General features: G+C 67.5%; 20 protein-coding genes. 13 read left to right on the forward strand and 7 right to left on the reverse strand.

What is annotated here, in order from left to right; translation table 11 throughout:
• Positions 1 to 38: 38 nt before the first annotated feature.
• Positions 39 to 2,114 carry an EAL domain-containing protein gene (locus ACWPW1_RS20560; protein WP_454253864.1) on the forward strand — a complete coding sequence of 692 codons (2,076 nt, stop codon included), beginning with the start codon at positions 39 to 41 and terminating at the stop codon, positions 2,112 to 2,114.
• A 103-nt stretch (positions 2,115 to 2,217) separates the two neighbouring features.
• On the opposite strand, the gene serB is transcribed toward ACWPW1_RS20560, so the two are convergent.
• Positions 2,218 to 3,372 carry a phosphoserine phosphatase SerB gene (gene serB / locus ACWPW1_RS20565; RefSeq protein ID WP_059316413.1) on the reverse strand — a complete coding sequence of 385 codons (1,155 nt, stop codon included), beginning with the start codon at positions 3,370 to 3,372 and terminating at the stop codon, positions 2,218 to 2,220.
• Positions 3,373 to 3,561: 189 nt separating this feature from the next.
• Here serB and ACWPW1_RS20570 point away from each other — a divergent pair, with 189 nt between their 5' ends.
• The 3 genes from ACWPW1_RS20570 to ACWPW1_RS20580 all read left to right on the forward strand — a co-directional run bounded on the left by ACWPW1_RS20570 (position 3,562) and on the right by ACWPW1_RS20580 (position 7,359).
• A complete protein-coding gene (locus ACWPW1_RS20570) occupies positions 3,562 to 5,070 on the forward strand; it encodes an AhpA/YtjB family protein (RefSeq protein ID WP_454253865.1) in 1,509 nt (502 codons plus the stop codon).
• 20 nt (positions 5,071 to 5,090) lie between these two features.
• Positions 5,091 to 6,629, forward strand: coding sequence for a C13 family peptidase (locus ACWPW1_RS20575; protein WP_454253866.1), 1,539 nt, complete (start codon positions 5,091 to 5,093; stop codon positions 6,627 to 6,629).
• An 88-nt stretch (positions 6,630 to 6,717) separates the two neighbouring features.
• On the forward strand, positions 6,718 to 7,359 hold the full coding sequence (locus tag ACWPW1_RS20580; protein ID WP_059316416.1) for an oxidoreductase: 642 nt from the start codon (positions 6,718 to 6,720) through the stop codon (positions 7,357 to 7,359).
• A gap of 221 nt (positions 7,360 to 7,580) precedes the next feature.
• Here ACWPW1_RS20580 and ACWPW1_RS20585 read toward each other — a convergent pair whose 3' ends face one another.
• A complete protein-coding gene (locus ACWPW1_RS20585; protein WP_323149217.1) occupies positions 7,581 to 8,516 on the reverse strand; it encodes a LysR substrate-binding domain-containing protein in 936 nt (311 codons plus the stop codon).
• A gap of 126 nt (positions 8,517 to 8,642) precedes the next feature.
• Between ACWPW1_RS20585 and ACWPW1_RS20590 the strand changes: the two genes are divergently transcribed.
• Entirely contained in the window at positions 8,643 to 10,019 is a 1,377-nt protein-coding gene (locus ACWPW1_RS20590; protein WP_313649824.1) for an L-serine ammonia-lyase, read from the forward strand.
• 63 nt (positions 10,020 to 10,082) lie between these two features.
• Positions 10,083 to 10,559, forward strand: coding sequence for a YbaK/EbsC family protein (locus tag ACWPW1_RS20595; RefSeq protein WP_323149219.1), 477 nt, complete (start codon positions 10,083 to 10,085; stop codon positions 10,557 to 10,559).
• On the opposite strand, the gene ACWPW1_RS20600 is transcribed toward ACWPW1_RS20595, so the two are convergent.
• Complete coding sequence (locus ACWPW1_RS20600; protein WP_257721101.1) at positions 10,547 to 10,675, reverse strand: hypothetical protein; 129 nt, start codon at positions 10,673 to 10,675, stop codon at positions 10,547 to 10,549. The genes ACWPW1_RS20595 and ACWPW1_RS20600 overlap by 13 nt on opposite strands.
• Before the next feature lie 145 nt (positions 10,676 to 10,820).
• Here ACWPW1_RS20600 and ACWPW1_RS20605 point away from each other — a divergent pair, with 145 nt between their 5' ends.
• Positions 10,821 to 12,224, forward strand: coding sequence for an aminotransferase-like domain-containing protein (locus ACWPW1_RS20605; RefSeq protein WP_454253867.1), 1,404 nt, complete (start codon positions 10,821 to 10,823; stop codon positions 12,222 to 12,224).
• On the opposite strand, the gene ACWPW1_RS20610 is transcribed toward ACWPW1_RS20605, so the two are convergent.
• From ACWPW1_RS20610 to mpl, 3 genes are read right to left on the reverse strand one after another with little or no spacing between them, the layout of a single operon-like run.
• The gene (locus ACWPW1_RS20610) at positions 12,221 to 12,520 is read right to left on the reverse strand and encodes a YceK/YidQ family lipoprotein (RefSeq protein ID WP_454253868.1); all 300 of its coding nucleotides are present in this window, start codon (positions 12,518 to 12,520) and stop codon (positions 12,221 to 12,223) included. The genes ACWPW1_RS20605 and ACWPW1_RS20610 overlap by 4 nt on opposite strands.
• A complete protein-coding gene (gene ubiX, locus ACWPW1_RS20615; RefSeq protein ID WP_007161189.1) occupies positions 12,513 to 13,145 on the reverse strand; it encodes a flavin prenyltransferase UbiX in 633 nt (210 codons plus the stop codon). Before ubiX ends, ACWPW1_RS20610 begins: the two co-directional genes overlap by 8 nt.
• Positions 13,145 to 14,500: a UDP-N-acetylmuramate:L-alanyl-gamma-D-glutamyl-meso-diaminopimelate ligase gene (gene mpl / locus ACWPW1_RS20620; RefSeq protein ID WP_454253869.1), complete on the reverse strand. Its 1,356-nt coding sequence runs from the start codon at positions 14,498 to 14,500 to the stop codon at positions 13,145 to 13,147. Before mpl ends, ubiX begins: the two co-directional genes overlap by 1 nt.
• Before the next feature lie 210 nt (positions 14,501 to 14,710).
• Between mpl and ACWPW1_RS20625 the strand changes: the two genes are divergently transcribed.
• Positions 14,711 to 15,085: a COG4315 family predicted lipoprotein gene (locus tag ACWPW1_RS20625; protein ID WP_271653235.1), complete on the forward strand. Its 375-nt coding sequence runs from the start codon at positions 14,711 to 14,713 to the stop codon at positions 15,083 to 15,085.
• A 129-nt stretch (positions 15,086 to 15,214) separates the two neighbouring features.
• Positions 15,215 to 16,378, forward strand: a complete 1,164-nt coding sequence (locus ACWPW1_RS20630; protein WP_454253870.1) for an SLAC1 family transporter — start codon at positions 15,215 to 15,217, stop codon at positions 16,376 to 16,378.
• On the opposite strand, the gene ACWPW1_RS20635 is transcribed toward ACWPW1_RS20630, so the two are convergent.
• Positions 16,375 to 18,267, reverse strand: coding sequence for a sigma-54-dependent Fis family transcriptional regulator (locus ACWPW1_RS20635; protein ID WP_454253871.1), 1,893 nt, complete (start codon positions 18,265 to 18,267; stop codon positions 16,375 to 16,377). The genes ACWPW1_RS20630 and ACWPW1_RS20635 overlap by 4 nt on opposite strands.
• Positions 18,268 to 18,514: 247 nt before the next feature.
• On the opposite strand from ACWPW1_RS20635, the gene exaC reads away from it, so the two are divergent.
• The 4 genes from exaC (at position 18,515) to ACWPW1_RS20655 (ending at position 22,916) form a co-directional block, all read left to right on the forward strand.
• Positions 18,515 to 20,035 (forward strand): acetaldehyde dehydrogenase ExaC, encoded by a 1,521-nt coding sequence (exaC, locus tag ACWPW1_RS20640; RefSeq protein ID WP_454253872.1) that lies wholly within the window; start codon positions 18,515 to 18,517, stop codon positions 20,033 to 20,035.
• 185 nt (positions 20,036 to 20,220) lie between these two features.
• Positions 20,221 to 21,252, forward strand: a complete 1,032-nt coding sequence (adhP, locus tag ACWPW1_RS20645) for an alcohol dehydrogenase AdhP (RefSeq protein ID WP_454253873.1) — start codon at positions 20,221 to 20,223, stop codon at positions 21,250 to 21,252.
• Between the two features lie 175 nt (positions 21,253 to 21,427).
• Positions 21,428 to 22,075 carry a DedA family protein gene (locus ACWPW1_RS20650; protein ID WP_271653239.1) on the forward strand — a complete coding sequence of 216 codons (648 nt, stop codon included), beginning with the start codon at positions 21,428 to 21,430 and terminating at the stop codon, positions 22,073 to 22,075.
• A gap of 4 nt (positions 22,076 to 22,079) precedes the next feature.
• Complete coding sequence (locus tag ACWPW1_RS20655) at positions 22,080 to 22,916, forward strand: M90 family metallopeptidase (protein WP_454253874.1); 837 nt, start codon at positions 22,080 to 22,082, stop codon at positions 22,914 to 22,916.
• The last annotated feature ends 4 nt before the right edge of the window (positions 22,917 to 22,920 follow it).

Raw genomic sequence — 22,920 nt, forward strand, 5'->3', positions numbered from 1 at the left:
TCCAGGGATTATCGTTATCGCCAGGGCGCGAGTAGACCATGGCTGCCGAACACAGCGCGATCCGCCTGTTGCTGCTCGAAGCATCGCAGAACGAGGCGGAACGCCTGGTCAGCCTGTTCCGCAATGCCGGACGGGCAGCGCGGGCCCAGCGCCTTGCCGATCCCGCCGGTCTCGACGAACTCCTGTCCCAGTCCTGGGACCTTGCCATCCTAGCCCCACCGTCCCCCGAGCTCGACAGCCACGCCGTGCTCCAACGGCTGCGTCACCAGGTGCCACACCTCGCGATCATCCAGCGGGTGGCCCCAGGTGATTCAGAGGCAGTGCTGACCGCCCTGCGCCAGGGGGCACGGGATGCCATTGCCAGTGACAACGACGAGCACCTGCTGCTGGCCAGCCTGCGCGAACTGGGCAATCTGGCCGATCGTCATGAGCGCCGACGCCTGGAACAGGCCCTGGCCGAAGCCGAACAGCGCTGCCAGCTGCTGCTGGCCAACGCGGTGGATGCGGTCGCCTATGTCCATGACGGCCTGCACATCCACGTCAACCTGGCCTATGTGGAGCTCCTGGGCTATCCGTCCGCAGACGATCTGGAAATTACCCCGCTGATGGATCTGATCGCCGCGGCGGACCAGCCGGCGCTGCGCGACGCCTTCCGCCAGCTGCGTGACGACCCCAGCCCGCGGGAACTGGACTGCCAAGGCGTCCGCCACGACGGCAGTACCATCGACTTGCGCCTGCGTCTGACGCCGGCCATCTATCTCGACGAACCCTGCGTGCAGCTGCACCTGCGGGAAGCGCGCGTGGCCCCCGCGGCCGAGGCCCTCGAGGAGCAGCTGCGCGAGGTGCGCTTCCAGGACACCCTGACCGGCCTGCTCAATCGCAGCCGCATGCTCGACCTGCTGGAGGATGCCCTGGAGCGCGCCCGACTGGGAGCACCGGCCAGCTTCGCCTACCTGAGCATCGACCGCTATCCGACGCTGCTGGCCGAGCTCGGCATAGACGCCATGGACGAATTGCTGGTCGCCCTGGCGGAGCGCCTGCGCGAGCACTTCGGCACCCTGGTCACCCTCTCGCGCTTCGCCGACGACGCCTTTACCGCCCTGCTGCCGCAGGCGGCCGATGCCAGCCTCGACACCACCTTCGAGCGCCTGCTCGGTCGCCAGGAGCGGAAGCCCCTGGCCCTGGCTGGGCGTAACCTGGCCATCAGCTACTCCATCGGCGTGGTCGGCCTGGACACCCATGCCAAGAGCGCGGGCGACCTGGTGGACCGCGCGCACCGCTCCGCCCGCCAGGTCGCCCAGCGCGGCGGCAACGCCTGCAAGCGCTACGATCCGCAGGAAGAGCTGGCCGCCGCAGCCAATCGCGGCAATCTGGTGGCCATGGTCAAGCAGGCGCTGCAGCAGAACGGCTTCCGCCTGCTGTTCCAGCCGGTGATCGGCCTGCGTGGCAGCAGCCATGAGTATTACGAGGCCCTCCTGCGACTGATCAACCCCCAGGGCGAGGAAGTCTCTCCAGCCGAATTCGCCCGCACCGCGCGTGACAGTGGCCTGAGCGGCCAGATCGATCGCTGGGTGATCCACCAGGCGGTGCGCCAGCTTGGCGAGCACCGTGCCCGTGGCCATGGCACCCGCATCTTCGTGCACCTCTCGGGCGCCACCCTGGGCGACCTGGAATTACTGCCCTGGCTGAGCAAGACACTGGAGGCGCAGCAGTTGGACGCCGAGGCGGTTATCTTCCAGGTGAGCGAAGAAGACCTGCTGGCCCAGCCGGAGCAGGCCCTGGCCATGGCGCAGCGGCTACGCCGCCAGGGCCATCCGATCACCCTCAGCGGTTTCGCCAGCGGCGATCAACCACTCGCCGCATTGCGTTTTCTGGTGCCCGACTACGTCAAGCTGTCGGGCAAGCTGATCAAGGACCTGGGGCAACCGGACCATCAGGAGCGCCTCAAGGCCATGGTCGCCGACCTCAGCGCCCAGAATGTCCAGACCATCGCGCCTTTCGTCGAGAGCGCCAGCGTGCTGGCCCAGCTGTGGCAGGTCGGGGTGCACTTCATCCAGGGCTATTACCTGCAGGAGCCCAGCCAGGCGATGGACTACGAGTTCCAGGCCGAGTAGCGGCGATCCTGATTGAACTAGGTGCATCGCGGCCATGGGCCGCTCCTACGAATGCTCGAGGTAAACGTAGGAGCGGCCGCATCGGCGGACCGCGATGGGAGACTCAGCCCTGGGTAAGACGATCCTCCACGCCCAGCAGATAGAGCACGCCATCCAGCCCCAACACACTGATGGACTGGCGCGCGGACTGGCGCACCAGCGGCTTGGCGCGAAAGGCCACGCCCAGGCCGGCCAGGGCCAGCATCGGCAGGTCGTTGGCGCCGTCGCCCACGGCGATGGTCTGCTCCAGCTCCAGGCCTTCACGGCTGGCCAGTTCCCGTAGCAGATCGGCCTTGCGCTGGGCATCGACGATGGGTTCGACGGCGCGGCCAGTCAGCTTGCCATCGACGATCTCCAATTCGTTGGCATAGACGTAGTCGATCCCCAGCCGGGCCTGCACCTGGCGGGCGAAATAGGTGAAGCCGCCGGAGAGGATGGCGGTCTTGTAGCCCAACCGCTTCAGTTCGGCGAACAGGCGCTCGGCGCCCTCGGTCAGGCGCAGGCCGGCACCGATGTCTGCCAGCACCTCTTCGGACAGGCCCTGCAGCAGGGCCATGCGCTCGGTGAAGCTGGCACGGAAGTCGATCTCGCCGCGCATGGCCCGCTCGGTGATGGCCGCCACCCGCTCGCCGATACCGGCGGCCTTTGCCAGCTCGTCGATGACCTCGGCCTGGATCAGGGTGCTGTCCATGTCGAACACGGCCAGACGTCTGTGCTGGCGCTGCAGGTCGTCGGGTTGCCAGCCGATGTCGGCCTGGCCTTCCTGGGCCAGCGCCAGCAGTCCGGCGCGCAGGGCCTGGGCCTCGTGCGGTTCACCGACGACGCGCAGCTCCAAGGCGGCGCGTTCGGTCGCGCCCGGCTCGCTCAGGGCGCGGATGGCGTGGATGTTCAGGCCCTGCTCCCGGCACAGCGCGGCCAGCCGGGTCAGCGGCAGATCGGCCAGGCTGCGGCCCATCAGCGTCAGGACATGGGCTTCGCCGGTGTCCGGCGCGGGCTGTGCCAGGGGCGCCACCTGCAGATCCAGCGCCTGCAGCGCCTGGACCAGCGCAGCGCCGGCACTGGCCGGGCTGACCAGCAGGGTCACCGCAGCACCGTTGTCCAGGCCTTGCTGCTGCAGCGATTCCAGCCTGGCACCGGCCGCGGCCAGGGCGCCGGTGAGGGCAGCCAACCAATCGGCGGGCAGCGTGCCCACGGCCTGGAGCCCGATAACGTCTTGCATGGCGATACCCTCGCGGAAAAGCGCGCAGTCTACCCTTTCGCTCCAGCGGTGCCGAGCCATGGGCACCGGCTGGCGGCGAGAGCCCACCGCCGGCCTCTTTTGCGGGCGAAGCCCTGCATTCGTCATTTTCGCGCCCCTGGCGCGCTGGTTATACTGGCCGAACATTTTTTGTCCAAAGAAACGATTTCTGTGACCCGCCCCGCGACCGTCAAGCCCGATAATTTCTTCCTGCTGATCTACCGAGCCCTGCGCCAGCGTCGTGTGCCGGTGGCCTTGCGCATCGTTTCCCACAGCCTGTTGCTGGTGGCTGCCGCCCTGGTGATCTATGCCGGCATCATGAGCATGCAGTTCCGCCATGCCATGCAGCAGCAGGCCGACGCCGTCGGCCAGAGCCTGGTGACCCAGACGGCCAACTCCGCCGCCGAGTTGCTGGTGGCCAACGACAACCTCAGCCTCAATGTGCTGCTGAGCAACCTGGCGCGTAATCCGCTGGTCGCCCATGCCGCGGTCTACAGCCCCGACAACCGGGTGCTGGCCGAGTCCGGCACCCGGCCGAGCCAGGGCCTGTTGACCGCCACCGATGGCATCTACAGCACGCCGATCCGCTTTCAGGACGTCACCGCCGGCCAGGTGCGCCTGGCGCTGGACATGGACCAGTTCCAGCAGCCGATGATGATCAGCCTGCAGAACATGGGGCTGCTCGGACTGATCCTGCTGGGCTTGACCCTGATCCTCAGCCTGCGGCTCGGGCGCCAGCTGTCGACTCCGCTGCTGGAGCTGCGCGTCTGGCTGCGCGACCCCGATGACCCCGCGCCGGGCGCGGGACGGCTCGACGAACTGGGCGATCTGGCCCGTCAGCTGCAGAGCCGTCTGGTGCCGCCCAAGCCGCCTAAACCGCCCAAGGCGGAAGTGACCGAGGACGACGATCCCTTCGCCGACGAGCAGGGTGGCCTGAGCATCAAGCCACCACCCGCGCGCAAGGCCGCCGCCAAGCCGGCTGTACGCAAACCGGCGGCGGCCAACGCCGAGGCCGACAGCGAGCTGGATGCCGACGCCTTCGCCGAGCTGGTGCCGGACTCCTTCACCGAGCCACCACCTACGCCAGCCCCGGTAGTGCCCACCGAGCCCGATATCGTCACCTCCGCGGTGCTGGCCATCCAGCTGGGCGCCCAGGACCAGCTCAGCCGGCTGCCGCGCAGTCGCCTCGAGCAGCTGCTGGAGCGCTATCGCGACTGCCTGCAGCAGGCCACCGAGCTCTATGACGGCGAACTGCATACCCTCAAGGACGGCGGCAGCCTGATCCTCTTCCACGAGCGCAGCGACGACGACGACTACCTGACTCGCGCCCTCTGCTGTGGCGAGATCATGCGCGCCCTGGGTCATGCGCTGCAGGTGGAAGTGGTCGGCAGCGGTGCAACCCTGCAGCTGCAGCTGGGTCTGACGCAGGGCGAACGCCTCGCTGGCCTGGAGCTTGCCCAATTGCTCGACAACACCACCGTACGCAATGCCCAGTCACTGAGCCGCCACAGTCGCAACCTGCTGCTGGTCGAGCAGAGCATCGCCGAGGACGAGCTGCTGCGTAAGCGTGCCCGCATCCGCACCATCGCCAGCCCCGCCGGGGCCAGCTGCGTGGAGCGTCTCCTGGAACCCTACTCCGCGACGCTGGAGCGTCATCTGGTCCGGCTCGAGGCGCGCTAGGGCGCCCGCCGACCCCACCTATGAGCACCCTCCTGAACCGTCTCGCCCTCGCCGCGCTGCTGCTGGCGACCTGCGTCGCCCAGGCGGCGCCCAACGCGAGCAGCGTGAGGTTGCCCGATGGCGGGGTCTATACCGGCGAGATCGTCAGCGGTCTGCTCAACGGTAGCGGTCGCATCGAGTGGCCCAATGGCAACTGGCTCAAGGGGCGCTTCAAGGACGGCCTGGCCGAGGGTCCGGGCGAGCAGCAGTTCGCCGACGGTACCTACTACCAGGGCACCTTTCGCCGCGGCCTCTACCACGGCCAGGGCAATCTGATCAGCAGCAGCGGCTGGGAATACCACGGCAGCTTCGTCAATGGCCGCATGCAGGGTCAGGGCTCCAAGCTGGACAGCGACGGGACCCAGACCATCGGCACCTTCAACGACGGCCACCTCAATGGGGTTGGCCAGTGGCAGGAGCCAGGCGGCGATCGCTATGACGGCGAATTCGTCGACGACCAGTTCGAGGGTGCCGGCGTCTATCGCAGCGCCGGGGGCGACCTCTGGCGCGGTCGCTTCAGCGCGGGTGAGCTGACCGGCAACGGCGAATTCGTCGGCAGCGATGGCAGCCAGTACCGCGGCGCCTTCCGCAACTGGAAATTCGACGGTCAGGGCGTGCTCACTAACAGCGACGCCAGTGTCTACCGCGGCAACTTCGCCGATGGCGTCTATGCCGGCATGGGCGTGCTGACCCGGGCCGACGGCCAGCTCGAACGGGGTCTCTGGGAAGGCGGCAAGCGCATCCGCGACGACCAGGGGCAATACATCGCCGATCCCCTGGAGCGCGGCCTGCTCGACCAGGGCAAGGTGCTCGATCAGGAGCTGCAGCAGATCCCGGCCTCCACTCCCGCCACCGAGCTCTATGGCCTGGTCCTGGCTGGCGACGGCGGTCAGGGCGTGTTCCAGCGTGAAGCCAACTACGTGGCCAACTTCCTCACCACCACCTGGGGCGCCCGCGATGTCGTCCATTTGATCAACGCCAAGGACATCCGCAGCGACCATCCGCTGGCCACCCGCGAGAACCTCTACCAGAGCCTGCAGGCCCTGGCCCAGCGTACTGGTCCCGAAGACCTGATCCTCATCTATCTGACCAGCCATGGCTCGGCCGACCATCAACTGGTGCTCGACCAGCCGGGCCTGGACCTCTCCAGCCTGCCGGCGGCGGAACTGGGCCGGCTGCTCGCGCCCCTGCGCGGGCGCGACAAGCTGATCATCGTCTCCAGCTGCTACAGCGGTGGCTTCATCCCACAGTTGCAGGACGACCATACCCTGGTGATGACCGCCTCCAAGGCTGATCGCACCTCCTTCGGCTGCACCGACGAAGCCGATTTCACCTATTTCGGTCGTGCGCTGTTCGCCGAGGCCTTCCAGCACACCGACGATCCCGAGCAGGCTTTCCAGCGCGCCCGCGACACCGTGGCCGTGCGCGAGAAGACCGAAGGCTTCGACCCATCCGAACCCCAGCTCTGGGCACCACCCGCCGTGCTGCAGAAGTGGCGCGCCTGGCGCGCGAGTCGCTGAGTGCCACCTTTGCCTGGGACGTTGACGAACAACCGGAACGCCTGAGGTCCAACCTGACATCAGCGGTCGCCGCTACAAGGAGAGCCCCGTGTACCTGACGCCTCAGCATGCCCTCATCGCCGGCGCCACCGGCCTGACCGGCGAACACCTGCTCGACCGCCTCCTCAATGAGCCGACGGTACCGCGGGTGCTGGCGCCGACCCGCCGCCCGCTGGCGGAGCACGTTCGGCTGGACAACCCGGTGGGCGACCTCAACAGCCTGCTGCCGACGCTGGAAGGCCCACTGGACGTGGCCTTCTGCTGCCTGGGCACTACCATGAAACAGGCCGGCTCCGAAGCGGCCTTTCGCGCCGTGGATTACGGCCTGCCCCTGGCGGTCGGTCAGCGCGCCCTGGAACTGGGCGCGCGGCACTACATCGTGGTCAGCGCCATCGGCGCCGATTCGCAGTCCTCGATCTTCTACAACAAGGTCAAGGGCGAACTGGAAGAAGCCCTGCGCGCCCAGGGCTGGACGCAGCTGACCCTGGCGCGGCCGTCGCTGCTGATCGGCCAGCGCCCGGAAGAGCGCCTGGGCGAACGCCTGGCCGCCCCGCTCTCACAGTGGCTACCCGGCAAATGGCACGGCATCGAAGCCGCTGTCCTGGCCCGCGCCCTGTGGCGCCTGGCCCTGGAAGAAAGCCAAGGCGTACGGGTGGTGGAGTCGGACGAGTTGCGCAAACTAGGGCGTTAAGGCTTGGCCGCTATCGACCGTAGGTTGGGCTGAGAAGGCTCCATCGTCGAAGCCCAACATGCCGGTGCCGAGGCAAACACTGTTGGGCGTCGCTGCGCTCAACCCAACCTACGGTAGCCTGTAGGAGCGGCCCATGGCCGCGATCCCTCTCTCATTCAGGCTTATGTTGTTAGCCCTCGCTACCAGGCCTGGGTGCATCCAATCGCGGTCGTGGACCGCTCCTACGCCGGCTGTGCCAGCGCCATCTGATCCACCTCCTGCACCAGCCAGTCGTGCAGGGCGCGCAGGCGGGGATCGGCCAGGGCACCCTGGGCGTAGAGCAGCATGTACCTCTTGTGGGCCGGCACCGAACGGCCGAAGGACGGCACCACCAGCACGCCACGGGCCAGTTCGTCTGTGATCAGGGCGCGCCGGGCGATGGCCACGCCCATGCCGGCGATGGCCGCCTCGATCGTCAAGTGGTTGCGGTTGAAGGTATGGCCCCGCCGCACATCCAGCGCCGGCGCGCCGATGCTGGCGAGATAGAACTCCCACTCGGCGTATTCGTAGCTGCCGCGCCAGGCGGTGATGTCGTGCAGCAGCGGATAGAACTCCAGGTCCTCCGGTCGCTCCAGCGGTGGCCGTCCCGCCAGCAGACTAGGGGCGCATACCGGGAAGATCTCTTCATCCATCAGCGGCGTCGAGGCCAGTCCCGGGTAGCTGCCGTCGTTGAGATCGATGGCGAGGTCGAATTCACCCTCGCGCAGCGACCAGCTGCTGTCCTCGGCCACCAGCCGCAGTTGCAGATCGGGAAAGCGTGCCTGCAACCGCGGTAGCCGCGGGGTCAGCCACTTGCCCAGGAACGAGGGGATCGACCTGAGCCGCACCACGCCGCCGAATTGGCCGGCATTGAGCCGCCGCAGTTCGGCGTCGATCAGCCCATAGGCCTGGTTGAGGGTGGTCGCCAGACGCTGGCCCTCGGCGGTCAGCTCCAGTCCACGCGCGACGCGATGGAACAGCTTGAAGCCCAGGCGCTCCTCCAGCTGGCGCATCTGCTGGCTGATGGCGCCAGGCGTCACATGCAGCTCTTCGGCACAGCGCGTGAAGGACAGATGGCGCGCGGCGCAGACGAACACCTGCAACCAGGCCTGGGTTTGAGCATTGAGGATCCGGCTCATCGATGAGTTCCGCTAAAGGATCGCTTAGAAGCTTTCGTTTGTGCGAGTTGAAGGCTTATCACCACTATGAGCCATCCGCCGGCACCTTGTCTGGCAACTATTCAAGCTCAATCAGGGATTACCGACATGGCCATCAGCGTCTTCGACCTGTTCAAAATCGGCGTGGGTCCGTCCAGCTCCCATACCGTGGGACCGATGCGGGCGGGCGCCCTCTTCGCCCAGCGCCTGGTCGACGAAGGTCTGCTGGAGCAGGTCAAGCGGGTCGAGGTGCGCCTCTATGGTTCGCTGTCGGCCACCGGGATCGGCCATGGCACCGACCGGGCGACCCTGATCGGCCTGATGGGCGAATGGCCGGATCGCGTCGATCCCGCTGCCGTCGAACCGCGCATCGAGGTCCTGCGCAACGAGCGCACCCTGTTGCTGGCCGGCCGCCAGGCGGTCCATTTCAACTGGCAGGAAGACATGCTGCTGCTGGAGGAAAGCCTGCCCTACCACCCCAATGCCATGACCCTGACCGCCTTTGGCACCACCGGTGAAGTGGCTGAAGCGACCTACTACTCCATCGGTGGCGGCTTCGTGGTGGACGCCGCCCAGGCCGCCAGCGGCGTGCTGGACAGCGATACCACCGAGCTGCCCTACGAATTCTCCAGCGGCGCCGAGCTGCTGCACCTCTGTCGCAGCCACGGCCTGGGCGTGGCCGAGCTGATGCTGGCCAACGAGAAGAGCTGGCGCTCCGAGGAAGAGATCCGCAGCGGCCTGCTGCGCATCTGGGGCGTGATGCGCGAATGCGTCCAGAACGGTCTCGCCAACGAAGGCATCCTGCCCGGCGGCCTCAAGGTGCGCCGGCGCGCTGCCCGCCTGCACCAGAGCTTGCAGGCCATCGGCAAGCCCAACGTCATCGGCTCGACCCTCTCCGCCATGGAGTGGGTCAACCTCTTCGCCCTGGCGGTGAACGAGGAAAACGCCGCCGGCGGCCGCATGGTCACCGCGCCCACCAACGGCGCGGCCGGGATCATCCCGGCGGTGCTGATGTACTACATGAAATTCAATCCCGATGCCTGCGACGACGATGTGGTGCGCTTCATGCTCGCCGCCGCCGCGGTCGGCATCCTGTGCAAGAAGAACGCCTCCATCTCCGGTGCCGAGGTGGGTTGCCAGGGCGAGGTCGGCTCGGCCTGCGCCATGGCTGCCGCCGGTCTGGCCGAGGTGCTGGGCGCCAGCCCCGCACAGCTGGAAAACGCCGCCGAGATCGGTCTGGAGCACAACCTCGGGCTGACCTGCGACCCGGTCGGTGGCCTGGTACAGGTGCCCTGCATCGAGCGCAACGCCATTGCCGCGGTCAAGGCGATCAACGCCGCCCAGATGGCCCTGCGCGGCGACGGCGAGCACTTCATCTCCCTCGACCAGGTGATCCGCACCATGAAGGAAACCGGCGCGGACATGCACGACAAGTACAAGGAAACCTCTCGCGGCGGTCTGGCCGTGACCTTCGTGGAGTGCTGAGTCGGCCTTGACGCGGGTGGCGCGGATTGCCGAGAGTCGGGTTTTCCCCTCCCAGGAAGCCCCATGAGCCTCGACTCCGTCCGCCAGCACCTCGCCCGCATCGCGCCCGACCTCGAGATCCTCGAGGCCACGACCAGTACCGCGACCGTTACCCTGGCGGCGGCCGCCCATGGCGTGGAGCCCGGGCGCATCGCCAAGACCCTGGGGCTGAAGGTAGGGGAGCAGCAACTGCTGCTGGTCGCGCGCGGTGATGCGCGGCTGGACAACCGCAAGCTCAAGGCCGCCTTCGGCGGCAAGGCCAAGCTGCTCGATGCCGCCACCGTGGAAGGCCTTACCGGGCATCCGGTGGGCGGCGTCTGCCCCTTTGGACTGGCCACGCCGCTGCCGGTCTACTGCGACGAATCGCTCAAGGCTTTCGACGAGGTGCTACCTGCTGCGGGCGCCATCCACAGCGCCGTGCGCCTCACGCCCGAGCGGCTGGCCGCCCTCAGCGAGGCGCGCTGGGTGGATGTCTGCGAGGTGGGCGATCAGCGCAGCTGATCGTTCTTTTCCACGTCGCGGCGGTCCTTGTTCAGGACCACGCAGGCGTAGTAGCCGCCGCCGAGCAGGATGAGTGCGAGCAGGCTGAAGAGAATCATGAAAACACCATCGTCCATGGCTGCCTCCGGGAGATGCCAGAAAGGGATGGATAAAGCTTAGGCCTCCGGACGCCAGCGTTACAGCAGCAGGTAGACACATGAAAAACCGGATCAGATGGGCCCGTGCTCGCTATAGTGACGGTCTCCCCTGCCCTGGCCCTGCATGAAGCGCTACGAAAGATTCGCCGACCAGCTCGCCACCCTGATGACCACCGGCGTCCTCGCTCCCGGCGATCGCCTGCCCTCGGTGCGCAGTGCCAGCCAGACGCACGGCATCAGCCCCTCCACGGTATTCCAGGCCTATTACCTACTGGAAAGCCGTGGCTTGATCGAGGCGCGGGAGAGATCCGGCTACTTCGTCCGCGAACCCGCCCGGTCACGCGACTCGGCGCCGCTGCTCGCCCCGCTGGAAGGCACCGAGGTAGCGGTGAGCGACCTGGTGTATTCGGTGCTGCAGTCCCTGCAGGATCCGGGCATCGTGCCCTTCGGCTCGGCCTTTCCCAGCCCCGATCTCTTTCCCCTGGCGCGCCTGGCCCGCAGCATGGCCCACGGCCTGCGCGACCTGCCCGCCCATGACCTCACCGCCTACGTGACCCCCGGTCATCCCGAGCTGCGTCGCCAGATCGCCCGGCGCTATGGCCTGGCCGGCATGCCCGAGGTCGGCGAAGAGCTGGTGATCACCCACGGCGCCCTGGAGGCGCTCAACCTGGGCCTGCAGAGCCTGACCCGCCCCGGCGATCTGGTCGCGGTGGAAAGCCCGGCCTTCTACGCCAGCCTGCAGGTGCTGGAACGACTGCAACTGAAGGCGGTGGAAATCCCGGTCGACCCCGAGCAGGGCCTCAATCTCGACGCCCTGGAGGAGGCCCTGGCCCGCCTGCCGATCAAGGCCTGCTGGTTCATGAGCGGCCTGCAGAATCCCACCGGGGTCAGTCTCGACGACCAGGCCCAGCAGCGCCTCTATGGCCTGCTGCGACGCCACCAGGTGCCGCTGCTGGAAGACGACGTCTATGCCGAACTCTACAGCGGCAGCGAACCGCACCGCCCGGTCAAGCGCTTCGACACCGATGGCCTGGTACTGCACTGCGGCTCCTTTTCCAAGTGCCTGGCGCCCGGCTATCGGATCGGCTGGATCGCGGCCGGACGCCAGGCGGGAGCCGTCGCGCGACTGCGGCTGATGACCACCATCACCCCCTCGATGCCAGCCCAGGCCGCCCTGGCGGACTATCTGCAGCACGGCGGCTACGATCGTCATCTGCGCCGGCTACGACTGAGTCTCGACCGGCAGCGCCAGGCCATGCTGGCCGCAGCGCGCCGCTACTTTCCGGCCGACAGCCACGTCAGCCGCCCCCAGGGCGGCTACTTCCTCTGGTTCGAATTGCCCTCCCGGGTGGACAGCCTGGCGTTGTATCGCCAGGCGCTGGCCGAGGGCATCAGCCTGGCGCCAGGGCCAATCTTTTCCGCGCAGCAGGGGTTTCGAAACTGCATCAGACTCAACTGCGGTCATCCCTGGGACGCGCGCAGCGAGGCGGCCATGGCCAAGCTCGGGGAGTTGCTGCAAGCCTGCTAGAGCCCGCCCCGCACGCTGCCCCGCCCGCCAATGGCTGCCGGCAGCGACAGCGGCAGCAACAGGGTATCGAGCAGGGCACTGCCGGGCAGGTCCAGTACCGGCCAGGCCGGGGCCTCGGCACCGAAGCGCTCCAAGGCGCAGCAGCCGCCCTGCAGGGCATAGAGATCCAGCCGGGTGCCGGCATAGACCAACGGCGCACCGGGCTTGGCGGCGTCCAGGGTGCGCGCCGTGGCGCAGCCGCCGAGGAGCAGGACGGCCGTCAGCAGCAGGCCGAGGCGCGCGACGACCCTAGTCATCGTTACCGGACAGGTGATGCTCGCCCCAGCGCGGCAGCATGTCCTGGGGGATGCCCAGGGTGTTGAGGATGCGTGCCACCACGAAGTCCACCAGGTCATCGAGGGTCTGCGGCTGGTGATAGAAGCCTGGCGAGGCCGGCAGGATGGTCACGCCCAGGTTGGACAGCTTGAGCATGTTTTCCAGATGGATGCTGGAGAACGGCGACTCGCGCGGCACCAGAATCAGTTGCCGGCGCTCCTTGAGGGCGACGTCGGCGGCGCGTTCGATGAGATTGTTACTGGCGCCGGTGGCAATGGCCGACAGGGTACCGGTGGAACAGGGACACACCACCATGGCTGCCGGGGCGCTGGAGCCGGACGCCGGCGGCGCCATCCAGTCGCTCTGGCCGAACACCCGCACCTGGCCGGGGGCCGCGCCGGTGTATTCGGTGAGAAAGGCCTGCATGGCCTGGGGCTTGGGCGGCAGCACCACGTCGGTCTCGGTGGCCATCACCAGCTGCGCGGCCTTGGAGATAAGGAAGTGCACCTCGCGCTCCTCCTGCACCAGGCAGTCGAGCAGACGCAGGCCATACTGGGAGCCGGAGGCGCCGGTCAGCGCCAGGGTGATACGTTCCGGACCGGCCATCATGCCTGCTCCAGGGCCGCGGCCAGCTTGCCGTGCAGGCCGCCGAAACCACCGTTGCTCATGATCACCACATGGGCGGGTCCGTCCAGCTCGGCCTGGACCCGCGCGATGATGGCCTCCAGGGAGTCGCAGACTACCGCAGGCACCTGACAGGCGGCGGCGGTTCCGGCCAGGTCCCAGCCCAGGTTCGGCGGGGCGTACCAGACCACACTGTCGGCACCGGTGACACTGTCTGGCAGACCGTCGCGGTGGGCGCCCAGCTTCATGGAATTGGAGCGCGGCTCGATGACGGCGATGATGCGCTCGCTGCCGACCCGGGCGCGCAGCCCCTGCAGGGTGGTGGCGATGGCGGTGGGATGGTGGGCGAAGTCGTCGTAGACGGTCACCCCGCGCACCTCGGCGACCTTCTCCATACGCCGCTTCACACTGCGGAATTCGCTCAGGGCGGCGACGCCCATGCTTGGCACCACCCCGACATGACGAGCCGCCGCCAGGGTGGCCAGGGCATTGGCCACGTTGTGCTGGCCGGTCAGCTCCCAGTTCACGGTGCCCTGGACCTCGCCGTCGAAGAGCACCTCGAAGCGAGAACCGTCCTCGGCCAGCAGGCGGGCCTGCCATTGACCGCCGGCGCCGGTGGTCTGCACCGGGGTCCAGCAGCCCATCTGTAGCACCCGCACCAGCGCCGTCTCGGCGGTGGGATGGATGATCAGGCCGCTGCTGGGAATGGTCCGCACCAGGTGGTGGAACTGCCGCTCGATGGCTGCCAGATCCGGGAAGATATCCGCGTGATCGTATTCCAGGTTGTTGAGGATGGTGGTCCGCGGCCGGTAGTGGACGAACTTGGATCTCTTGTCGAAGAAGGCGCTGTCGTATTCGTCGGCTTCCACCACGAAGAAGGGCGTACCGCCCAGGCGCGCCGAGATGCCGAAGTTCTGCGGCACCCCGCCGATGAGAAAGCCCGGGCTCATGCCGGCGTGCTCCAACACCCAGGCCAGCATGCTGGTGGTGGTGGTCTTGCCGTGGGTCCCGGCGACCGCCAGCACCCAGCGGCCCTGCAGCACATGCTCGGCCAGCCACTGAGGACCGGAGACATAGGGCAGCCCCTTGTCCAGCACGAACTCCACCGCCGGATTGCCGCGCGACAGGGCGTTGCCGATCACCACCAGGTCCGGCGCCGGATCGAGTTGCGCCGGATCGTAGCCCTGGGTCAGCTCGATGCCCTGGGCCTCCAGCTGGGTGCTCATGGGCGGATAGACGTTGGCGTCGGAGCCGGTCACGCGATGGCCGGCTTCCTTGGCCAGCACCGCGAGCGACCCCATGAAGGTGCCGCAGATACCGAGGATGTGGATGTGCATGACAGGCGGGCTCCGCTGCAAATTGAACGGCGGCAAGGTTAGCACGGGGGGCCGCGCCGCCGGAGCGATGGCCGTCGCGGATGGCGGAGCGCTGCGCTCGCCCCATCCACCGGGATTTCGACTAGAGTGCGAAGGGCATCCCTGGCTATGCGGATGCCTGTGCACGTCCGTAGGTACGCTCGCCTTAATGACAATGACAAGAGGTCGACCATGCTGAAACGCCTGCTGATTACCGTTGCAACCCTCTCTTTCGCCGGACTCGCCCTCGCCGCGGCGCCGACCAAGATCGCCGACACCGCCCTGGGCAAGGTGCTCGTCGACAGCCAGGGCATGACGCTCTACACCTTCGCCAAGGACAGCGCGGGCAAGTCCGCCTGTAACGGCCCCTGCGCCCAGAACTGGCCACCGCTGAAAGCCGAGGCCGGGGCCAAGGCCGCCGATGGCTACAGCCTGGTGACCCGTGACGACGGCAGCCAGCAATGGGCCTACCAGGGTAAGCCGCTGTATACCTGGATCAAGGACAGCAAGCCGGGCGATACCACAGGTGATGGCGTCAATCAGGTCTGGCACGTGGCCAAGCCCTGATGCCCAGGCGCTGCCTGGCAAGCAAGGGCAGCGCCTTATCTAACCAGTGGTTTAATATTTCGTAATCATTCATTTTTAATGATAAGCGAGCAGGCTTAGCCTGAAGGCCATCCCTTCCGGAGCCCTGCCATGTCGCTTTTCACCGTCGTCCCCGAGCAGGTACTCGGACCCTTCAGCCAGCTCGACCGCCCACTGGAGGTCATCCGCCAGTTCACGCCCAACTGGTTCGCCGTAACCATGGGCACGGGCATCCTGGCGCTCGCGCTGGCAGCCTTCCCCCTGCCGCTTCCCGGCCTGCATGCCATCGCCGAAGGCCTCTGGCTGCTCGATGTCCTGCTGTTCAGCCTGTTCACCGGGCTCTATGCCGCCCGCTGGCTGCTGTTCTACCAGGAAGCCCGCGAGATCTTCGCCCACGCCACGGTTTCCATGTTCCTGGGCACCATTCCCATGGGACTGGCGACCCTGATCAACGGCCTGTTGCTGTTCGGCCTGCCGCACTGGGGCGAGTCGGTGGTGACCCTGGCGCTCGGCCTCTGGTGGCTGGATGCGGCCATGGCGCTGGCCTGCGGGGTGCTGATCCCCTATCTGATGTTTACCCGCCAGGCACACCGCATCGACCAGATGACCGCGGTCTGGCTGTTGCCGGTGGTGGCCGCCGAGGTGGCCGCCGCCAGTGGTGGCCTGCTGGTGCCGCACCTGGCGGCCAGCGAGCAATTCACGGTGCTCGTCGCCAGCTATGTGCTCTGGGCCTATTCGGTGCCCGTCGCCTTGAGCCTGCTGGTGATCCTGCTCTTGCGCCTGGCGCTGCACAAGCTGCCGCCGGCCAGCATGGCCGCGTCGAGCTGGCTGGCGTTGGGACCGATCGCCACCGGCGCCCTGGGCCTGCTGGTACTGGGCGCCGATGCACCGACAGTGTTCGCCGCCCATGGCCTGGCCGGAATTGGCGAGATCGCCCAGGGCCTGGGCCTGTTGGGCGCGGTGCTGCTCTGGGGACTGGGGCTCTGGTGGCTGGCGCTGGCTGTGCTAGTGACCCATCGCCATGCCCGTGAGGGCATGCCCTTCAACCTGAGCTGGTGGGGCTTCACCTTTCCCCTGGGTGTCTATGCCCTGACCACCCTGCGCCTGGGGGAAGCCCTGGCGGCGCCCTTCTTCACCGGTCTGGGCGCCGTGCTGGTGGTGCTGCTGGCCCTGCTATGGGCCCTGGTCGCCAGCCGCACCCTGGCCGGCGCCTACCGGGGCGGTCTGTTCGTCTCGCCCTGCATCGCCCACCTCTGTGCCAACGCAGCGCGTTAGTCCTGCGGGCGCTGCAGGCCGTGCTGATGCAACCAGCGATAGAGGGTGTTGCGACTCACCCCCAGGCGCTTGGCCGCGCGGGTCATCTGCCAGTGACAGTCGTCCAGCGCCCTGCGCAGCTCCTCCCGGGCGTTGTCGACCGGGGCTGCGCATGAGGACACGGGTGCCCTGTCGCTATGGCAATCCGCTGGCAGCTCGTCCAGGCCGATATGGCCGTCTTCGCTCAGGGCTACCAGGGTGCGCAACACGGTACGCAACTGGCGGACGTTGCCAGGCCAGGGCTGGGCGAGCAGACAGGCACGCGCCGCCGGATCGAGACGGATCGACTCGCCGCGGGCTTCCTCGGCCAGCAGCAGATCGAGCAGTTCGCCGCGATCACTGCGCTCACGCAGGGCTGGCAGGGTCACCACCAGGCCGCGCAGCCGATAGTAGAGGTCTTCGCGAAAGCTGCCGGCCGCCACCAGGGCCTCCAGATCACGGTGGCTGGCGCTGACCAGGCGCAGGTCCAGGGCGCGGGGCGCGCCGCCGCCGAGGGGCACCACCTGACGCTCTTCCAGCACCCTGAGCAAACGTGTCTGCAGCGCCAGGGGCATGTCGCCGATCTCGTCGAGAAAGAGGATGCCGCCATCGGCCTGCTGCAGCTTGCCGGCCATGCCTTCCTTGCGCGCCCCGGTGAAGCTGCCGCCACGATAGCCAAACAGCTCGCTCTCGATCAGGGTTTCCGGGATGGCCGCGCAGTTGAGGGCGACGAAGGCCTGACCGGCGCGGCTGCTGGCGCGGTGCAGGGCGCTGGCGAAGGCTTCCTTGCCGGTGCCGGTCTCGCCATGCAGCAGCACCGGTACATCGCGCTCCAGGACCTTGAGCGCCCGGGTGAAATCCCGCGCCAGGGCCGGATCGGCCAGACAGATACCGCTGGGCACGGGCGTCTTGGGCACCGCTACCGGGGTGACCGGGCGCACCTGAGGGCCGCGCACCAGACCGTGGAAGCCCTGCCCCTGGCGACCACGCAGTGCCCAGCAAGCGCTGGGTTGCGGGCGGGCGCGCTCCAACAGGTCGTCCAGCCGTAGCTCGAACAGGGCCTCCATCCGCTGCCCCAACACCGCACTACGCGCCAGGCCGAGCAGCATCAGCGCGGTTTCGTTGGCGGCCTGGACGCGGCCCTCGTCGTCGAAGGCCAGCAGCCCTTCGCTGAGCAGGCCGACATAGGCCGCCTGGGCATGGAAGCGCAGCAGGTAGCCAGCGGCGTAACGGTCGAGGAAATAGCAGCTCTCGATCAGCTTGGCCGAAAGATTGACCAGCGCCATGGTGTGGAACTGGCCCTGACGCGAGGACTCCTGGCGCGCGGTGGAGACATCCAGCACCGCCAGCAGCTCGCCCGCCGGATCGAAGACCGGGCTGGCCGAGCAGGTCAGCTGGGTATGGCGGCTGCGAAAGTGTTCGTCGCGATGGATGGTCAGCGCCTGGCGCTCCACCACGCAGGTGCCGATGCCGTTGGTGCCTTCGCAGGCCTCGCTCCAGTCGGCGCCCAGCCACAGTCCGGCCTGCTGGAAGGTCTCGCGCTCGGCTTCGGCGGTCACGCAATCGAGGATCAGCCCGCGGGCATCGGTGAGCAGCACGGCATGGCCGGCGCCGCCCAACTGCTGGTGCAGGGAATTCATCTGGCCGCGGGCGATCTGCAAGACCCGCTGCTGGCGCTGGCGGTGCTCGTCGAAGCGGGCGCGTTCCAGCACCCAGGGCGCTACGCGCGCGGCCGGGTCGAGCTGGTGTTCGTCGAGACAGCGCCGCCAGGAGCGGGCGATGGCCGGATCGCTGGCCGGGCCGTCAGGGACAGCGCCGCGGGCGAGTTCGAGCACCTGGCTGGCATGACGATCGGACGGGGTGGCGGCCATTGTCGTTGTCCTCCGCGGGGGCGTCTGCGCGGCCTCCAGCATAGGCCAAATCGGTCGGACTGCGCACTCTGTCACCCCCAGGTGACAGGCTGTCACGCCAAGGGGTGACACCTCTGTCACAGTGACAGATGACGGCACTCCCTGGAAAAGCCCGCAACGTCGCATCCATGCGGGTTCGCCCGACTTGGCCCGCGCCTTGCTCAGGATCGGAGCGCCGCTTCATACAAGAACAAACAGGAGACCCACCATGCGCTACGCAGCTCCCGGCACCCAAGACGCCCTGCTGACCCTGCAGGCCCGCTACGGCAACTACATCGGCGGCGAATTCGTCGCCCCGGTGAAAGGCCAGTATTTCACCAGCACCTCCCCGGTGAACGGCTCGGTGATCGGTGAATTCCCCCGTTCCGACGCCGCCGACATCGAGCGCGCCTTGGACGCCGCCCACGCCGCCGCCGATGCCTGGGGCCGCACCTCGGTGCAGGACCGCTCGCTGATCCTGCTCAAGATCGCCGACCGCATCGAACAGAATCTGGAAAAACTGGCCGTCGCCGAGACCTGGGACAACGGCAAGGCGGTGCGCGAGACGCTCAACGCCGACGTGCCCCTGGCCGCCGATCACTTCCGCTACTTCGCCGGCTGCATCCGCGCCCAGGAAGGCAGCGCCGCCGAGATCAACGACAACACCGCCAGCTATCACTTCCACGAGCCGCTGGGCGTGGTCGGCCAGATCATCCCCTGGAACTTCCCGCTGCTGATGGCCGCCTGGAAGCTGGCCCCGGCGCTGGCCGCTGGCAACTGCGTGGTGCTCAAGCCCGCCGAGCAGACGCCGCTGTCCATTACCCTGTTCGCCGAGATCGTCGGCGACCTCCTGCCGCCCGGCGTGCTCAACGTGGTGCAGGGCTATGGCAAGGAAGCCGGCGAGGCGCTGGCCACCAGCACCCGTATCGCCAAGATCGCCTTTACCGGCTCTACCCCGGTGGGTTCGCACATCCTCTCCTGCGCGGCCAAGAACATCATTCCCAGCACCGTGGAGCTGGGCGGCAAGTCGCCCAACATCTACTTCGAAGACATCATGCAGGCCGAGCCGAGCTTCATCGAGAAGGCCGCGGAAGGTCTGGTGCTGGGCTTCTTCAACCAGGGCGAGGTCTGCACCTGCCCGTCCCGCGCCCTGGTGCAGGAATCCATCTACGCCCCCTTCATGGAAGCGGTGATGAAGAAGATCGCCCAGATCAAGCGCGGCGATCCGCTGGACACCGAGACCATGGTCGGTGCCCAGGCTTCCCAGCAGCAGTTCGAGAAGATCGTCTCCTACCTGGAGATCGCCCGCGAGGAAGGCGCCGAGTTCCTCACCGGCGGCAACGTCGAGAAACTGCAGGGCGACCTGGCCAGCGGCTATTACATCCAGCCGACGCTGCTCAAGGGCCACAACAAGATGCGCGTCTTCCAGGAGGAGATCTTCGGCCCGGTGATCGGGGTGACCACCTTCAAGGACGAAGCCGAGGCCCTGGCCATCGCCAACGACACCGAGTTCGGACTCGGCGCCGGCGTCTGGACCCGCGACATCAATCGCGCCTACCGCATGGGTCGCGGCATCAAGGCCGGTCGCGTCTGGACCAACTGCTACCACCTCTACCCCGCCCACGCTGCCTTCGGCGGCTACAAGAAATCCGGCGTCGGCCGTGAAACCCACAAGATGATGCTCGACCACTACCAGCAGACCAAGAACCTGCTGGTCAGCTACGACATCAATCCGCTGGGCTTCTTCTAAAGCGACGCCTGGATCGCGCGCCTCAGCAGGAAGTCGAGGCGCGCCTCCCACCTGACCTGGATCAACACCCGCTCCCCGTGGGTGGCCGACGCTAGAGGCAACGGCCGCCCGCGGTGGACAGGTGCGTCCCGGCGCAGGCCCCGTCTGGCTTCATCCACGCATCATGCATCCATGAGGGACTCGTCATGCCTAAAACAATGAAAGCCGCTGTCGTCACCGCCTTTGGCAAACCCCTGGAATTCCGCGAAGTCGAGGTGCCTATCCCAGGCGCCGGCCAGGTACTGGTCAAGATCGCCGCCAGTGGCGTCTGCCACACCGATCTGCACGCCGCCCAGGGCGACTGGCCGGTCAAGCCCAATCCGCCCTTCATCCCCGGTCACGAAGGCGTCGGCCATGTGGTGGCGGTGGGCACCGGGGTCACCCATGTCAAGGAAGGCGACCGGGTCGGGGTGCCCTGGCTGTATTCCACCTGTGGCCATTGCGAGCACTGCCTGGGTGGCTGGGAGACCCTCTGTGAATCCCAGCAGAACACCGGCTACTCGGTGAACGGCGGCTTCGCCGAATACACCCTGGCCGATGCCGGCTACGTCGGCCGCCTGCCGGACAACGTCGGCTTCGTCGAGATCGCGCCCATCCTCTGCGCCGGGGTCACCGTCTACAAGGGCCTGAAGATGACCGACACCAAGCCGGGCAACTGGGTGGTGATCTCCGGTATCGGCGGCCTGGGCCACATGGCGGTGCAGTACGCCCGGGCCATGGGCCTGAACGTGGCGGCGGTGGATGTGGACGACAAGAAGCTCGACCTCGCCCGCCGACTGGGCGCCGAGGTCACGGTCAATGCCCGCGAGCAGGACCCGGCGGCCTACCTGAAGAAGGAGATCGGCGGTGCCCACGGCGCCCTGGTCACGGCGGTCTCGCCCAAGGCCTTCGAGCAGGCCATCGGCATGACCCGTCGCGGTGGCACCATTGCCCTCAACGGCCTGCCGCCGGGTGACTTCCCGCTGTCGATCTTCGACATGGTGCTCAACGGCACCACGGTGCGCGGCTCCATCGTCGGCACCCGCCTGGACCTGCAGGAGGCCCTGGACTTCGCCGGCGAAGGCAAGGTCAAGGCCACGGTGAGCGCCGAGCCGCTGGAGAACATCAACGACATCTTCGCGCGCATGCACGGCGGCGGTATCGAGGGTCGGGTGGTGATCGACATGGCGCTGGGCTGAGAACCAGCGCGCCACTCCCGCGTCGGTCCCGGCGCGGGAGTGAACCTTTCGCCTACCCTGACCTCTGAGCGGCTGGCGTTTTTTCCCGGCGCCGATCTCGACCAGGCCACAAACGCTGGCCCCGGCTGCCCTTATAATCGCCGCCGGACCCTCGCACCTACGGTAGGCACGCCCCATGGAATTCAACCCGATCGACCTGATCCTGCACCTCGACGTCTATCTCAGCGGGTTGGTAGCCCAGTACGGCACCTGGATCTACGTCATCCTCTTCGCCGTGATCTTCTGCGAGACGGGCCTGGTGGTCATGCCCTTCCTGCCCGGGGACTCCCTGCTGTTCATCGCCGGTGCCATTTCCGCCCTGGGCGACATGGATCCCTATCTGCTGGCCGGCCTGCTGATGTTCGCCGCAGTGGCGGGCGACAGCACCAACTACCTGATCGGCCGCTTCGCCGGCGACAAGCTGTTCAGCAACCCCGACTCCAAGGTATTCCGCCGCGACTACCTGCTGCGCACCCAGGCCTTCTACGAGCACCACGGTGGCAAGACCATCACCCTGGCGCGCTTCCTGCCCATCATCCGTACCTTCGCCCCCTTCGTCGCCGGCGTCGGGCGCATGCACTACCCCTACTTCCTCGCCTACAGCGTGCTCGGTTCGCTGTTGTGGGTCGGCGGCCTGGTGAGCCTGGGCTACTTCTTCGGCAACGTGCCCTTCATCAAGCAGAACCTCACCGTCATGGTCCTGGCCATCATCGGCATCTCCCTGCTGCCGATGATCCTCGGCCTGATCAAGAGTCGTCGCGCCGCGGTCCAGAGCGGGGCCTGAGTCCTTGGGCTTCTGGCGCGCCTGGCGCGAGCGGCGCCTGCTGGAGCGGGTCGCCATCGCCGATGACCTCTGGGCGCGCCTGCGCCAGCGCCTGCCGATCCTCGATGGCCTGAGCGAGGAGGAAGACACCTGGCTGCGCGAGCACTGCGTGCTGTTCCTCGCCGAGAAGCGCCTCACCCTGCTCGAAGGCCTGGAACTGGACGACGGCGACCGGTTGCTGCTGGTCGCCCAGGCGCTCTTGCCCCTGCTACACCTGCCGGAAGCGGCGCTCTACCCCAATGTCCGCGAGATCGTCGTCTACCCGGACGCCTTCGTCAGCCCGCAGCGCCATCGCGACGAGGGCGGCCTGGAACACGAGTGGGACGAGGAACGCGACGGCGAAGCCTGGGACCGCGGCCAGGTGGTGCTGGCCTGGCCCGGCATCCAGGCCAGTGGCGGCTGGGAGGCCTACAACCTGGTCATCCACGAATTCGCCCATCTCATCGACCTGCTCGCCGGTGGCCTGTGCAATGGCCAGCCGCCGCTGCACGAAGGCATGCCCCAGGCCGCCTGGACCAGCGCCTTGCAGACCGCCTACGACGACCTCAATCGCCAGCTCGATGCCGATCCGGATGCGCAGACCGTCCTCGATCCCTATGCGGCGGAAAGCCCCGAGGAATTCTTCGCCGTCGCCTGCGAGTACTTCTTCAGCGCCCCCGACCTGCTCAGCGAGCACTACCCGGCGGTCTACGCACAGCTGCAGCAACTGTTCCGCCAGGACCCGCGCAGCCGTCTCGCCGCCAGCCTGGCGAGCGTGCAACACCCGACAACCCCGGGGTCCGAGGCTCGAACCCCGATCTGAAAGC

Source organism: Pseudomonas sp. Marseille-Q7302 (assembly GCF_965111925.1).